Genomic DNA, 14,142 nt, shown 5'->3' on the forward strand with positions numbered 1-14,142 from the left:
CCCGCTTGGCTAGACTCGCGCCCCATGAGCCGCCTTCTGCGTTTGATCCTGGTCCTGCTGTTAAGCCTCACGCTTCCCCTGACCGGGATGGCGGGCGTGCCGTCGAGCACCGAGCCTTGCCCGATGAAGATGGCGGACATGCCGATGATGACCGACATGACCCCGGACTGCTGCCAGGACGGCGTGGATCATGGCAAGGCCTGCAAGCCCGGCCAGGAGTGCAAGACCGGCGGCCTGTTGCAACTGTCGGTGCCGCTGCTCAAGGCGCCTGTGACCCTGGCGTCGGCGCAGCTTTTCAGCACCACCTCGGACTTTATCCCCGACCGCACGCCGTCCGGCGTCTGGCGCCCACCCCGCTACTGATTCCTGTTGCACCTGAAGTCTCATCCCGCCTTCGGGATGGCCTTGCTGTGCGCCGCATAACCCGGCGCGCAGTGGAACAGAACAGGAATCTTCAGCATGAATTCCCTCTACATGCGCGCCCTGGCGGTGGGCGTGCTGGCGTGGCCGCTGTTGGCGTCCGCGCTGACCCTGGATGACGCCCTGCGCCTGGCGCAAACCACCGCGCCGTCGCTCGCGGCCGAGTCGGCCAAGCTGCAGGCGGCGACGCAGGCGGCGATTCCGGCCGGTGAATTGCCCGACCCGAAACTCGTCGTAGGCCTGCAAAACTTCCCCATCGGCGGGCCCGATCGCGGCACGTTGTATGGCGATGACATGACCGAGCAAATGGTCGGTATCCAGCAACAGGTGCCCAGCCGTGACAAGCGCAAGGCGCGGGTCGAACTGGCCGACGCGACCGTGGCGCGCACGGCGGCCGAAGGGCGCGTCGAGCGCCTCAATGTGCGCCAGGCCACTGCCCAGGCGTGGATTCGCGCCTATGCGGTGGAGCGCAAGGACGCCTTGTTCCAGGACTTCTACCAACAGAATCGCCTGCTGCAGGACAGCATCCGTGCCCAGTTGGCCGGCGGCCGTGGCCAGCCCTCGGATGTGGTCATCCCGCGCCAGGAGGCGGCTGAACTGGCCGAGCGCGAGGACGCGTTGACCGAACAGCGCGCCCAGGCCCGCGCCGCCCTCAAGCGCTGGATCGGTGCAGCGGCGAGCGAAGCCCCCAGCGGGCAATGGCCGAATTGGCCACTCGCCCATCCCTACAACCTGCACCAGCACCCCGAACTGCAAGCCTTTGCGCCGCGCACCCGCGAGGCCGAGGCACGGCTGCGCGAAGCCAAGGCGCAAAAGACCTCGGACTGGAGTTGGGAAGTGGATTACCAGCATCGCGGTCGCGAGTACGGCGACATGGTCAGCCTGCAATTGAGCTTCGACCTGCCGATTTTCCCCGGCCGCCGGCAAAACCCCGGGATTGCCGCCCGGCAGGCCGAGCTGGACCAACTGGATGCCGAACGCGAAGCCGCCACCCGCGAACACACCCAGGTGCTCGACGACGACCTGGCCACCTATCAGCGCCTCGACCGCGCCGTGCAGCGTAGCCAGGACAGCCTGGTGCCGCTGGCCGAGGAGAAGGTCGCCTTGAGCCTGGCCGGCTATCGCGCCGGCAAGACCGAGTTGATGGCGCTGGTCAGTGCCCGTCGCGAATTGGTCGACGCGCGTTTCAAGCAGATCGATGCCATCGAACAACGTGCCCTGGTGGGTGCGCAGTTGTATTTTGCCTATGGGGAACCCGCCAATGATTAATCGATTGCTCGCTGTGGCGCTGCTGGCCGCAGGCGTGGGGGCGGGCTATTGGCTGGCGCAGAAACCTGCCGCCGCCCTGCCGGATAAAGCCGCGCTGTACTGGTATGACCCGATGTACCCGCAGCAGAAATTCGACAAGCCCGGCAAGTCGCCCTTCATGGACATGCAGCTGGTGCCGCGCTATGCCGAGAGCACCGCCGACAACCATGCCGTGCAGATCGATCCGCAGGTGGCACAGAACCTCGGTGTGCGCCTGGCGACGGTGAGCCGGGGCGCGCTCACACCGACGCTGGAGCTGTCCGCCATCCTCGCGTTCAACGAGCGTGACGTTGCCGTGGTGCAGGCGCGTGCGACGGGTTTTGTCGAGCGCGTGTACGCCCGCGCGCCGGGTGATGTACTCCAGGCCGGCGCGCCGTTGGCGGATCTGCTGATCCCCGAGTGGGCGGCTGCCCAGGAGGAGTTCCTGGCCGTGCGCCGCAGCGGTGATGCCAGCTGGTTGGCCGCTGCGCGCCAGCGCCTGCGCCTGAGCGGCATGCCCGCCGACGTGATCACGCGCATGGAACGCAGCGGCCGGGTGCAATCGGTGTTGACCATCACCAGCCCGTTGGCCGGTGCGTTGCAGACCCTGGACGTGCGCGAAGGCATGACGGTCGCGGCCGGGCAGACCCTGGCACGCATCAACGGCGTGGACCCGGTCTGGCTGCAAGTCGCGGTGCCGCAGGCCCAGGCGGCGGGAGTGGCGGTGGGACAGACCGTGCAGAGTCGATTTGTCGGGTGGCCCGGCAAGACCTTCAACGGCAGCGTCAGCGCGATCCTGCCAGCCACCGCCGCAGACAGCCGTACCGTGCAGGTGCGCGTCGAGCTGCGCAACCCCGAGGGCGCCTTGCGCCCAGGCATGACTGCGCAGGTGCGCCTGGCGCAATCTTCCACACAATCGGTGTTGCGTGTGCCGAGCGAGGCGTTGATCCGCACCGGCAAGCGCGTGTTGGTGATGCTGGCCGAGGAGGGCGGGCACTATCGACCGGTCGAGGTCGAGGTCGGCACAGAAAGCCAGGACCAGAGCGTCATCATCAGCGGGTTGCAGGAAGGCCAGCAGGTGGTCGCTTCCGGTCAATTCCTGCTGGATTCCGAGGCCAGCTTGCGCGGGATAAGTACCCCCTCGTCCGGCCCTTCTGACATGAGCCTGCAACCGGGGAGCCAGCCATGATCGCGCGGTTGATTCGCTGGTCGGTGGCCAACCGTTTCCTGGTCCTGCTCGCCACGCTGTTTGTCACCGCGTGGGGCCTGTGGGCGGTGCAGAACACGCCGGTGGATGCGCTACCGGACCTCTCGGATGTGCAGGTGATCATCCGCACGCCGTACCCGGGCCAGGCGCCGCAGATCGTCGAAAACCAGGTCACCTACCCGATGACCACGACGATGCTTTCGGTACCGGGTGCGAGGACCGTGCGCGGCTTTTCGTTTTTTGGCGACAGCTACGTGTATGTGTTGTTTGACGAAGGCACCGACCTGTACTGGGCGCGTTCGCGGGTGCTGGAATACCTCAGCCAATTGCAGGCACGCTTGCCGGCGTCGGCCAAGCCCGCGTTGGGCCCGGACGCCACCGGCGTGGGGTGGATCTACCAGTACGCGCTGGTGGATCGCAGCGGTCGGCACGACCTGGCACAACTGCGCGCGCTGCAGGACTGGTTCCTCAAGTTCGAACTCAAGACCCTGCCCAATGTGGCGGAAGTCGCGACCATCGGCGGCCAGGTCAAGCAGTACCAGGTGCAGCTCGATCCGTTGGCCCTGGCCAATCGCGGCATCACCCAGGCACAGGTCACGGAGGCGATCGGCAAGGCCAACCAGGAAACCGGCGGTTCGGTGCTGAACATGGGCGAGTCCGAATACATGGTGCGCGCCTCCGGCTACCTGAAAAGCCTGGCGGACTTTCGCGCGATTCCGTTGCGCCTGGGCACCGACAACGTACCGGTGACCCTCGGCGACGTGGCGAGCATTCAACTCGGCCCGGACCTGCGCCGCGGCGTCGGTGAACTGGACGGCGAGGGTGAAGCCGTGGGCGGCGTGGTGATCCTGCGCAGCGGCAAGAATGCTCGCGAAGCCATCGCCGCCGTCAAGACCAAGCTGGCGCAACTGAAAAGCAGCCTGCCGCCCGGCGTGGAGATCGTCACCACGTACGACCGCAGCAAATTGATCGACCGCGCCGTGGACAACCTCAGCCACAAGCTGCTGGAGGAGTTCCTGGTGGTGGCGCTGGTGTGCGGGATATTCCTCTGGCACCTGCGCTCGTCGCTGGTGGCGATCATCTCGCTGCCGGTGGGGGTATTGATCGCTTTTATCGTCATGCAGATGCAGGGAATCAACGCCAACATCATGTCCCTGGGCGGCATTGCGATTGCCATTGGTGCGATGGTGGATGCGGCGGTGGTGATGATCGAGAACGCCCACAAGAAGATCGAGGCCTGGCACCACGCCCATCCGGGGCGAGCGCTCAAGGGCGAGGAGCATTGGCAGGTCATGACCGAGGCCGCCGTGGAGGTCGGGCCGGCGCTGTTTTTCTGCCTGCTGATCATCACGTTGTCGTTTATCCCGGTGTTCACCCTGCAAGCCCAGGAAGGTCGCCTGTTCGGCCCGCTGGCCTACACCAAGACCTACGCCATGGCGGCGGCGGCCGGGTTGTCGGTGACCTTGATCCCGGTGCTGATGGGCTACTGGATTCGCGGGCGCATTCCCGATGAACAGCGCAACCCGCTCAATCGCGGGCTGATCAAGCTCTACCAACCGGCCCTCGATGCAGTGCTGCACCGGCCGCGCCTGACCCTGCTGGTGGCTTTGCTGGTGGTGGCCAGTGCGTTGTGGCCGCTGTCGAGGCTTGGCGGCGAATTCCTGCCACCGCTGGATGAAGGCGACCTGCTCTACATGCCCTCGGCCCTGCCGGGGTTGTCGACGCAAACCGCTGGCGAGCTGCTGCAACGCACCGACCGCCTGATCAAGAGTGTGCCCGAGGTCGCCCATGTGTTCGGCAAGGCCGGACGTGCCGAAACCGCCACCGACCCGGCACCCCTGGAGATGTTCGAGACCACCATCGAGTTCAAGCCCAGGGATCAATGGCGCCCCGGCATGACCCCGGACGCACTGGTCAAGGAGCTGGACCGCGTGGTGCAGGTGCCGGGGCTGACCAATATCTGGATTGCACCGATCCGCAACCGCATCGACATGCTCGCCACCGGGGTCAAAAGCCCGATTGGCGTCAAGGTCGCGGGCACCAGCCTGATGCAGATCGATGCGGTGACCCAGGCGGTGGAGAAGGTCGCCAAAACGCTGCCCGGCGTCAGTTCGGCACTGGCTGAGCGCTTGACCGGCGGGCGTTTTATCGACGTGGACATCGACCGCGTTGCTGCGGCGCAATATGGGCTGAACATCGCGGATGTGCAGGCGATCGTGTCCGGCGCAGTGGGCGGCGAGACCATCGGCGAAACCGTGGAAGGCTTGGCGCGCTTCCCGATCAGCCTGCGCTATCCGAAGGCATGGCGTGACTCGCTGGAGGCGCTGCGCAACCTGCCGATCTACACGCCGTTGGGCAGCCAGATCACGCTCGGCACTGTCGCGCAGGTCAAGGTGAACGATGGCCCGCCGATGCTCAAGAGCGAAAACGCGCGGCCTTCGGGCTGGGTCTACATCGACGTGCGTGACCGCGACCTGGCGTCGGTGGTCAAGGACCTGCGTGCGGCAATCGACCAGCAGGTGCAACTGCAGCCGGGGATGAGCCTGAGCTACTCGGGGCAGTTCGAATTCCTCGAGCGCGCCAACCAACGCCTGAAACTGGTGGTGCCGGCCACGCTGCTGATCATCTTCGTGTTGCTGTACCTGACGTTCCGGCGGATCGACGAGGCGCTCCTGATCATCGCCACCTTGCCCTTCGCGCTGACCGGCGGCGTGTGGTTGCTGTATGCGCTGGGCTACAACCTCTCGGTGGCTACCGGGGTGGGGTTTATCGCGCTGGCGGGGGTGTCGGCGGAGTTTGGCGTGATCATGCTGCTGTACCTGAAAAACGCCTGGGCCGAGCGCCAGGACCATGACCTGCTGGCCGCGATCACCGAAGGCGCGGTCATGCGCGTGCGCCCCAAGGCCATGACTGTGGCGGTCATCATCGCCGGGCTATTGCCGATTCTGCTCGGCGGCGGCACTGGCAGTGAAGTCATGAGCCGCATCGCCGCGCCGATGATCGGCGGCATGCTCACTGCGCCGTTGCTCTCGCTGTTTGTCATTCCTGCGGCGTACCGCCTGATGCGCCGAAATCAGCGATAAGTACACCCACTATGGCTGTGGAGCGCTGGCCTGTTGGGGGAATCGGTTTTGTGGCGAGCGGGCTTGCCCCGCGTTGGGCTGCGTAGCAGCCCTTATCAAGCAGAATGCGGTGTGCCAGGTTATACCTTGGTGATCCGTTTTGGGGCTGCTACGCAGCCCAACGCGGGGCAAGCCCGCTCGCCACAACAAGCCCACTCACCACAACAAGCCCGGTTTCCAGCACAATCCCCGTGCCGTTGGGATCAGTCATCAAACCCGACCTGCTCGTGGATCTCATCCACCTTCAATTCCAACCGGTAGGCCACCGCAATAAACAAGGCCTGGCACAGGCACAAGGTGGCGCTCAACGAGCGGAACGCAAACGACGACCCCTCATTCACCAACAGTACCGCGTTCGCTCGCTTGGCCAGCGGCGACAGGTTGCTGTCGGTGATGATCAGGGTCTTGGCCTGGTGATGCTGGGCAATGCGCAGGCAGTGCTGGGTCTCTTTGCCGTAGGGCGTGAAGCTGATCGCAATCACCAGGTCATTGGCGCGCACGCTGCGCATCTGCTCGCGGTAACTGCCGCCCAGCCCCGAGATCAAGTGGATGCGCTTGTTGGTGTGCTGCAGGTTGTAGACCAGGTAGTCGGCGACCGCAAAGGAGCGGCGCACGCCAACCACGTAGATATTGTCGGCGTTGACCACCAGGTCCACGGCTTTCTCGAAGGCCGTGTCATCCAGCTCCAGACCCAGGCGCTCGATGCCCGACAGCGTGGCATTTACGCATTCACGCGCCAGGTCGCCGCCGCTGGCCTTCTGCGACTTGTTGGCGATCATGCTGCGGATGCGCTGCTGGTAGTTCTGCACCGGCGTGGTCTTGTGGGTGTAGGCCTCGCGAAACAGCGCCTGCATTTCACTGAACCCGCTGAAGCCGAAACGCTGGGAAAACCGCACGATGGCCGACGGATGCACTTCGCATTCACGGGCGATATCACTGATGCGGTCGACCATGATCCGGTCGCTCTGCTGGCTCATGTAGCTGGCGATGCGCTTGAGCTGGCGCGGCAGGCTTTCGTATTCGTCGGTGATCAGCTGCAACAGGCGTTCGGCATTGATCGGAGGGCTGGCGATGGTTCCTTCCAGGGTGGTCTCGGGATCGGTGCGGGACATGGGCAATCCTTCTGGCGTGTTCTTCTGATGCGCTGATGGGTGGCGCAAGTCTACAGGGTAGGCGCAAAAAATACCCCGGCATCACGGCCCCGGTGGCCTGCTGAAACGATGCACGGGGGCTGGCGTGCCCCTATGCTGGCGTATTGGAAAAAATATTCCACTAAAAATAATTATGGAATAAATATTGATTGCGGCCGCCGGACGTTCTAGTCTGCTCCCACCAAGAGCGTTTGCCGTCGCCACGGCGGCACAACGCAGGCTGATAAAAATAACAGGAGCCAGCATGGGCCAGACTCGTTTTGCCAGTGGGCGTCAATTGGATCTGATTTGCCTCGGGCGCCTGGGCGTCGACCTCTATGCACAGCAAGTCGGTGCACGGCTTGAGGACGTGTCCAGCTTTGCCAAATACCTCGGCGGTTCCTCCGCCAACATCGCCTTCGGCACTGCCAGGCTTGGGCTCAAGTCAGCGATGCTGAGCCGGGTCGGGGACGACCACATGGGCCGCTTCCTGGTGGAATCCCTGGCCCGCGAGGGCTGCGATGTCAGCGGCATCAAGGTCGACCCGGAACGCCTCACCGCCTTGGTGCTGCTCGGCCTCAAGGACCGCGAAACCTTCCCCCTGGTGTTCTACCGCGAAAATTGCGCCGACATGGCGTTGCGTGCCGAAGACATCAACGAAGCCTTCATCGCCTCCAGCAAGGCCTTGCTGATTACCGGCACGCATTTCTCCACCGAGGGCGTCTACAAGGCCAGCATCCAGGCCCTCGACTATGCAGCCAAGCACAACGTCAAGCGCGTGCTGGATATCGACTACCGCCCGGTGCTGTGGGGCCTGGCGGGCAAGGCCGATGGCGAGACCCGGTTTGTCGCCGACCAGAATGTCAGCCAGCACGTGCAGAAAATCCTGCCGCGTTTTGACCTGATCGTCGGCACCGAAGAAGAATTCCTCATCGCCGGCGGCAGTGAAGACCTGCTCACGGCATTGCGTACCGTACGTGAACTGACCCCGGCGACCCTGGTGGTCAAGCTCGGTCCGCAGGGTTGCACGGTGATCCACGGTGCCATCCCCGCGCGCCTGGAGGACGGTGCGATTTACCCCGGCGTGCGCGTTGAAGTGCTCAACGTGCTCGGCGCCGGCGATGCCTTTATGTCCGGCTTCCTCAGCGGTTGGCTGAAGGATGCCAGCGATGAACGCTGCAGCCAGTTGGCCAATGCCTGCGGTGGCCTGGTGGTGTCCCGGCACGCCTGCGCCCCGGCAATGCCGACCCCGGCGGAGCTGGAATACCTGTTCAACAGCCCGGTGCCGATTACCCGCCCGGACCAGGACGTGACCCTGCAACGCCTGCACCGTGTCAGCGTGCCGCGCAAGACCTGGAAGCAGCTGTTCGTGTTTGCCTTCGACCACCGCTGGCAGCTGGTGGACCTGGCGCAACGCGGTGGCCAGGACCCGAGCCGGATCAGTGACATCAAGCAGCTGTTTATCCAGGCCATTGAACGCGTGGAACACAAGCTTGCCGAGCAAGGTATCGAGGCCGATGTGGGCCTGCTGGCCGACCAGCGCTTCGGCCAGGACGCGCTCAACGCCGCCAGCGGCCGGGGCTGGTGGATCGCACGCCCGGTGGAAGTGCAGAACTCGCGCCCGCTGGCGTTCGAGCACGGCCGTTCGGTCGGCAGCAACCTGATCGCCTGGCCGCAGGAACAGATCATCAAGTGCCTGGTGCAATTCCACCCCGACGACGAGCCGCTGCTGCGCCTGGAACAGGAGGCGCAACTCAAGGCGGTGTACGAGGCCTCGCTGGTCAGCGGGCATGAACTGCTGCTGGAAGTCATCCCGCCCAAGGATCACCCGTCGACGTACCCGGATGTGCTCTACCGCAGCCTCAAGCGCCTGTATAACCTGGGGATCTACCCGGCGTGGTGGAAGATCGAGGCGCAGTCGGCCGCGACCTGGAAAAAGCTCGACGAACTGATCCAGGAGCGCGACCCGTACTGCCGTGGTGTGGTGCTGCTGGGCCTGAACGCATCGGCCGAGTTTCTCGCCGATGGCTTCCAGCAAGCCAGCCACAGCACCACCTGCCGGGGTTTCGCCGTGGGTCGCACGATCTTCCAGGAGCCAAGCCGCGCGTGGATGGCGGGGGAGATCGACGATGAAACGCTGATCCAACAAGTGCAGGCCACCTTCGAACAACTGATCAACGCCTGGCGCAGTGCCAGGGGCTGAACCCAGCCGCCCATTTGAAATGCAGTCCAATGTGGGGGCTGGCTGGCCTGCGAAGGCATCAACTCGGTGTATTTGAAGGCCCGAGTTGCCTGTATCGCCGGCAAGCCAGCTCCCATATAAAGCAGATCTCAGTGATACCTGAAAATAATAAAGGTGCAGCCATGCCCGCAATCCGAATTGGCATCAACCCGATCTCCTGGAGTAACGACGACCTGCCGGCCCTGGGCGGAGAAACGCCCCTGAGCACCGCCTTGAGCGAAGGCAAGGACATCGGCTACGAAGGTTTTGAACTCAACGGCAAATTCCCCAAGGATGCCAAGGGCGTTGGCGATGTGCTGCGCCCCTACGACCTGGCGCTGGTCTCCGGTTGGTACTCCAGCCGCCTGGCCCGCCGCTCGGTGGCTGAAGAAATCGAAGCCATCGCCGGGCATGTCGAGTTGCTCAAACTCAATGGCGCCAAGGTGCTGGTGTACGGTGAAGTCGCCGACTCGATCCAGGGCTCACGCATCCGCCTGATCGAACGCCCGCGTTTTCACAGCGAGCAGGCCTGGCAGGACTATGCCGACAAACTCACCGAGCTGGCACGCTTTACCCTGTCCCAGGGCGTGCGCCTGGCCTACCACCATCATATGGGCGCCTACGTCGAGTCCCCGGAAGACATCGACCAATTGATGCAACGCACCGGCCCGGAAGTCGGCCTATTGTTCGATTCGGGTCACTGCTACATGGGCGGCGGCGAACCCCTCGAGGTGCTGCGCAAGCACATCGACCGCGTCTGCCACGTGCACTTCAAGGATGTGCGCAAACCCGTGGTGCAACTGGCGCGCAACCAGATGTGGAGCTTCCCCGACTGCATCGTCAACGGCACCTTCACCGTGCCGGGCGACGGTGATATCGACTTCGCGCCATTGCTCGATGAGCTGCTGGCCGCGAAGTACGAGGGCTGGCTGGTGGTGGAGGCCGAGCAGGACCCGGCCGTGGCGCCCAGCTATATCTATGCGAAAAAGGGTTACGACACCTTGCGCGCACTTCTGAGCGAGAGGACTGCACCATGAGCTTGCTGGTCAAAAGCAGTAAACGCGGACAAACCATGGTTGCCCTGGAAGAGGGCCGCCTGGAGTACGTGGGCTTTGCCGCCTACCGCCTGAGCCTGGGCGAAACCCTGCCGGTCACCGCCGGCGACCAGGAGTTGTGCCTGGTGCTGCTCAGCGGGCGGGTGAACATTGAAGGCGAGGGCTTCAGCTGGCAGAACCTCGGCGATCGCCAGTCGGTGTTCGAAGACAAGTCCCCGTTCGCCGCCTACCTGCCGCCGGGCACCGACGCCCAGGTCACCGCCTTGAGCGATGTGCAGATCGCGGTGTGCGCCGCGCCGGGTGCCAGCGGCTACACCCCGCGCCTGATTCGGCCTGAAGACTGCAAGCGCAGCGTGCGCGGCAAGGCTGCCAATACTCGCTATGTGTGCGACATCCTGCCCGACAGCGAGCCGGCCCATTCGCTGCTGGTGGTGGAAGTGCGCACGCCGTCCGGGCACTCGTCGAGCTACCCGCCGCACAAGCACGACACCGATGACCTGCCGCACCAGAGCTTCCTGGAAGAAACCTATTACCACCAGATCAACCCGCCCCAGGGCTTCGTGTTCCAGCGCGTGTACACCGACGATCGCAGCATCGACCAGGCCATGGCCGTGGAAAACAGCGACCTGGTGGTAGTGCCCAAGGGGTATCACCCGGTCAGCGTGCCGTATGGCTATGAATCCTATTACCTGAACGTGATGGCCGGCCCCAAGCGCGCCTGGCATTTCCATAACGACCCGCAGCACAGCTGGCTGCTGGATCTCTAATCGGTTTGAGCGGAGAACAACAATAATGAAGTCGCCTCTACGTTTTGCCCTGAATCGCATGGTTGCGCCCAACCTGTCCCTGCCGGATTTCATCCAGTTGGCGGCGTCCCTCAAGTGCGATGCCATCGAGATCCGTAACGACCTCAAGGGCCACGACATCGAATACGGCACCCCGGCCAGTCGCGTGCGTGAACTCTGCGCGGTGCAGGGCATCACCGTGCTGTCGATCAACGCGCTGTATCCCTTTGATGTGTGGAACGACGAGCGCCGCGCCCAGGCGATCACGCTCGCCACCTATGCCCGCGAATGCGGCGCCCAGGGCCTGGTGATGTGCCCATTGAATGAGCGCGGCGATAGCCGCAACGAGGCCCAGCGCGCTGCCGGGTTGCGCACCGCATTGAGCGAACTGGCGCCGATTCTGCGTGAGTACGGCATCCTCGGTTTTATCGAGCCGCTGGGTTTTGAAGAGTGTGCGCTGCGCCGCAAACGCGTGGCGGTGGACGCGATCCAGTCCATCGGCGGGCTGGATGTATTCCGCCTGGTGCACGACACCTTTCACCATCACCTGGCGAGCGAGCAGGAATTCTTCCCGCAGTTGACCGGCCTGGTGCATATCTCCGGGGTGGAGGATGCCGAGGCCCCGCTGAATTCGATCCGTGACGGCCACCGCGTGCTGGTGGGCGAGGGCGACATCCTCGGCAATGCGGCGCAGATCGACACCTTGCTCAGCAGCGGTTACAGCGGCTACCTGTCGTTCGAGCCGTTTGCCGAAAGCGTGCATGCATTGGCGGATATCCAGCAGGCGCTGGGCGCGAGCATCGCGCACTTGCAAGGCTCCCGGACCTGACGCCGACAGAACGGTGGGAGCGGGCTTGCTCGCGAACGCGGTGTATCAGTCAAAGATTGTGTAGCTGACACACCGCATTCACGAGCAAGCCCGCTCCCACATTGGATCACTGTTGATCGACAGATTTGCATTCACACAAGGTGCGAACATGAGTACAACACGATTGACCATGGCCCAGGCCCTGGTGAAGTTTCTGGATAACCAATACATCGAAGTCGATGGCGTACAGAGCAAGTTCGTGGCCGGCGTGTTCACGATTTTCGGCCACGGCAATGTGCTGGGCCTCGGCCAGGCGCTGGAGCAGGACAGCGGTGACCTGGTGGTGCACCAGGGCCGCAACGAGCAAGGTATGGCCCACGCCGCCATCGGGTTTGCCAAGCAACACCTGCGCCGCAAGATCTACGCGTGCACCGCGTCCGTCGGGCCGGGCGCGGCAAACATGCTGACCGCCGCCGCGACCGCCACGGCCAACCGCATCCCGCTGCTGCTGTTGCCTGGCGATGTCTACGCCAGCCGCCAGCCCGACCCGGTGCTGCAACAGATCGAGCAATTCCACGATCTGAGCATCAGCACCAACGATGCCTTCCGTTCGGTGAGCAAATACTGGGACCGCATCAACCGCCCCGAGCAGCTGATGACCGCGGCGATCCACGCCATGCGCGTGCTCACCGACCCGGCGGAAACCGGCGCGGTAACCCTGGCCCTGCCGCAGGATGTGCAGGCTGAAGCCTGGGATTATCCGGATTATTTCCTGCAAAAACGCGTGCACCGTATCGACCGCCGTCCGGCGACCACGGCGATGATCGGCGATGCGCTGGCGGCTTTCCGGGGCAAACGCAAACCGCTGATCATCTGCGGGGGCGGGGTCAAGTATTCCGGCGCGAATGCCGCGCTGCAGGCGTTTGCCGAACGCTTTGACATTCCCTTCGCCGAAACCCAGGCCGGCAAGAGCGCGGTGGTCTCCAGCCATCCGCTGAACGTCGGCGGCATCGGTGAAACCGGCTGCCTGGCCGCCAACCTGCTGGCGCCCGAGGCGGACCTGATCATCGGCATCGGCACCCGTTACACCGACTTCACCACTTCGTCGAAGTCGCTGTTCAAGCATGCCGACGTGAAGTTTCTCAACCTCAATATCAGCCCCTGCGACGCGGTGAAACTCGACGGCGTGCAAGTGCTGGCCGACGCCAAGGTGGGCCTCGAAGCCCTGGCCCAGGCCCTCGGTGATTACCGTTCCGGCTGGGGCGAGCAGGTACGCGACGCCAAGGCCCAGCTGGACGCCGAAGTCGATCGTGTGCACCAGGTCGAATACCAGGGCGACGACTTCGTGCCCGAAGTGGATGACCACCTGGACCGCGCCGTGCTGCGCGAATTTATCGAGCTGACCGGCTCATGCCTGACCCAGAGCCGCGTGCTCGGCGTGCTCAACCAGCGCCTGGCCGACGACGCAATCATCGTCGCCGCCGCCGGCAGCCTGCCCGGTGACCTGCAGCGCGCGTGGCGCAGCAAGGGTGTGAACACCTATCACGTCGAATACGGCTACTCGTGCATGGGCTACGAGATCAACGCAGCCCTGGGAGTGAAACTGGCCGAGCCGAGCAAGGAGGTCTATGCGCTGGTCGGCGATGGCTCCTACATGATGCTGCACTCGGAGTTGGCCACCTCGATTCAGGAGCGGCGCAAGATCAATGTGGTGCTGCTCGACAACATGGCGTTCGGGTGCATCAACAACCTGCAGATCGGCAATGGCATGGATAGCTTCGGCACCGAATTCCGCTACCGCAACCCCGAGAGCGGCAAGCTCGATGGCGGCCTGGTGCCGGTGGATTTCGCCATGAGCGCGGCGGCCTATGGCTGCAAAACCTACAAGGTCAGCAGCGTTGAACAACTGGAAGCGGCCCTGGCCGATGCCCGCACGCAAAGCGTGTCGACACTGATCGATATCAAGGTCCTGCCCAAGACCATGGTCCACGGCTACCTGTCGTGGTGGCGCGTCGGCGTGGCGCAGGTGTCGACCAGCGAACGCACGAACGCGGCGGCGAAAAAACTCAATGAACACCTGGCGAAGGCCCGGCAGTACTAATAACAA

The 14,142-nt window shown here is 64.1% G+C and carries 10 protein-coding genes; 9 read left to right on the forward strand and 1 reads right to left on the reverse strand.

The window, feature by feature from the left end:
• The first annotated feature begins 24 nt into the window (after window positions 1-24).
• The 4 genes from JFU04_RS11650 to JFU04_RS11665 all read left to right on the forward strand — a co-directional run bounded on the left by JFU04_RS11650 (window position 25) and on the right by JFU04_RS11665 (window position 5,997).
• Window positions 25-363 (forward strand): hypothetical protein, encoded by a 339-nt coding sequence (locus tag JFU04_RS11650; RefSeq protein WP_065906272.1) that lies wholly within the window; start codon window positions 25-27, stop codon window positions 361-363.
• A 96-nt stretch (window positions 364-459) separates the two neighbouring features.
• Window positions 460-1,689, forward strand: a complete 1,230-nt coding sequence (locus JFU04_RS11655; protein WP_201144130.1) for a TolC family protein — start codon at window positions 460-462, stop codon at window positions 1,687-1,689.
• On the forward strand, window positions 1,682-2,896 hold the full coding sequence (locus JFU04_RS11660; protein WP_201144131.1) for an efflux RND transporter periplasmic adaptor subunit: 1,215 nt from the start codon (window positions 1,682-1,684) through the stop codon (window positions 2,894-2,896). The genes JFU04_RS11655 and JFU04_RS11660 overlap by 8 nt, the downstream gene beginning before the upstream one ends.
• A complete protein-coding gene (locus tag JFU04_RS11665) occupies window positions 2,893-5,997 on the forward strand; it encodes an efflux RND transporter permease subunit (protein ID WP_201144132.1) in 3,105 nt (1,034 codons plus the stop codon). Before JFU04_RS11660 ends, JFU04_RS11665 begins: the two co-directional genes overlap by 4 nt.
• Before the next feature lie 242 nt (window positions 5,998-6,239).
• Here the strand turns inward: JFU04_RS11665 and JFU04_RS11670 are convergent, their stop codons facing one another.
• A complete protein-coding gene (locus JFU04_RS11670; protein WP_065906283.1) occupies window positions 6,240-7,148 on the reverse strand; it encodes a MurR/RpiR family transcriptional regulator in 909 nt (302 codons plus the stop codon).
• 283 nt (window positions 7,149-7,431) lie between these two features.
• On the opposite strand from JFU04_RS11670, the gene JFU04_RS11675 reads away from it, so the two are divergent.
• The 5 genes from JFU04_RS11675 to iolD all read left to right on the forward strand — a co-directional run bounded on the left by JFU04_RS11675 (window position 7,432) and on the right by iolD (window position 14,136).
• Window positions 7,432-9,369, forward strand: coding sequence for a bifunctional 5-dehydro-2-deoxygluconokinase/5-dehydro-2-deoxyphosphogluconate aldolase (locus tag JFU04_RS11675; protein WP_201144133.1), 1,938 nt, complete (start codon window positions 7,432-7,434; stop codon window positions 9,367-9,369).
• Window positions 9,370-9,530: 161 nt separating this feature from the next.
• Window positions 9,531-10,424 carry a myo-inosose-2 dehydratase gene (gene iolE / locus JFU04_RS11680; protein ID WP_120448327.1) on the forward strand — a complete coding sequence of 298 codons (894 nt, stop codon included), beginning with the start codon at window positions 9,531-9,533 and terminating at the stop codon, window positions 10,422-10,424.
• A complete protein-coding gene (iolB, locus tag JFU04_RS11685) occupies window positions 10,421-11,209 on the forward strand; it encodes a 5-deoxy-glucuronate isomerase (protein ID WP_065906288.1) in 789 nt (262 codons plus the stop codon). Before iolE ends, iolB begins: the two co-directional genes overlap by 4 nt.
• A 25-nt stretch (window positions 11,210-11,234) precedes the next feature.
• Window positions 11,235-12,056 carry a TIM barrel protein gene (locus JFU04_RS11690; protein ID WP_106804225.1) on the forward strand — a complete coding sequence of 274 codons (822 nt, stop codon included), beginning with the start codon at window positions 11,235-11,237 and terminating at the stop codon, window positions 12,054-12,056.
• 148 nt (window positions 12,057-12,204) lie between these two features.
• Window positions 12,205-14,136 carry a 3D-(3,5/4)-trihydroxycyclohexane-1,2-dione acylhydrolase (decyclizing) gene (gene iolD, locus JFU04_RS11695; protein ID WP_201144134.1) on the forward strand — a complete coding sequence of 644 codons (1,932 nt, stop codon included), beginning with the start codon at window positions 12,205-12,207 and terminating at the stop codon, window positions 14,134-14,136.
• Window positions 14,137-14,142: the final 6 nt, after the last annotated feature.

This window comes from Pseudomonas sp. TH21, assembly GCF_016651025.1.
GTDB lineage: Bacteria > Pseudomonadota > Gammaproteobacteria > Pseudomonadales > Pseudomonadaceae > Aquipseudomonas > Aquipseudomonas aylmerensis.

Bases quoted from the DNA above. Each gene is read 5' to 3' on its own strand.
- JFU04_RS11655 (WP_201144130.1), top strand. From the start codon at position 460: ATGAATTCCCTCTACATGCGCGCCCTGGCGGTGGGCGTGCTGGCGTGG.
- JFU04_RS11650 (WP_065906272.1), top strand. From the start codon at position 25: ATGAGCCGCCTTCTGCGTTTGATCCTGGTCCTGCTGTTAAGCCTCACG.
- iolD (WP_201144134.1), top strand. From the start codon at position 12,205: ATGAGTACAACACGATTGACCATGGCCCAGGCCCTGGTGAAGTTTCTG.
- JFU04_RS11690 (WP_106804225.1), top strand. From the start codon at position 11,235: ATGAAGTCGCCTCTACGTTTTGCCCTGAATCGCATGGTTGCGCCCAAC.
- JFU04_RS11675 (WP_201144133.1), top strand. From the start codon at position 7,432: ATGGGCCAGACTCGTTTTGCCAGTGGGCGTCAATTGGATCTGATTTGC.
- JFU04_RS11665 (WP_201144132.1), top strand. From the start codon at position 2,893: ATGATCGCGCGGTTGATTCGCTGGTCGGTGGCCAACCGTTTCCTGGTC.
- JFU04_RS11660 (WP_201144131.1), top strand. From the start codon at position 1,682: ATGATTAATCGATTGCTCGCTGTGGCGCTGCTGGCCGCAGGCGTGGGG.
- iolB (WP_065906288.1), top strand. From the start codon at position 10,421: ATGAGCTTGCTGGTCAAAAGCAGTAAACGCGGACAAACCATGGTTGCC.
- iolE (WP_120448327.1), top strand. From the start codon at position 9,531: ATGCCCGCAATCCGAATTGGCATCAACCCGATCTCCTGGAGTAACGAC.
- JFU04_RS11670 (WP_065906283.1), bottom strand. From the start codon at position 7,148: ATGTCCCGCACCGATCCCGAGACCACCCTGGAAGGAACCATCGCCAGC.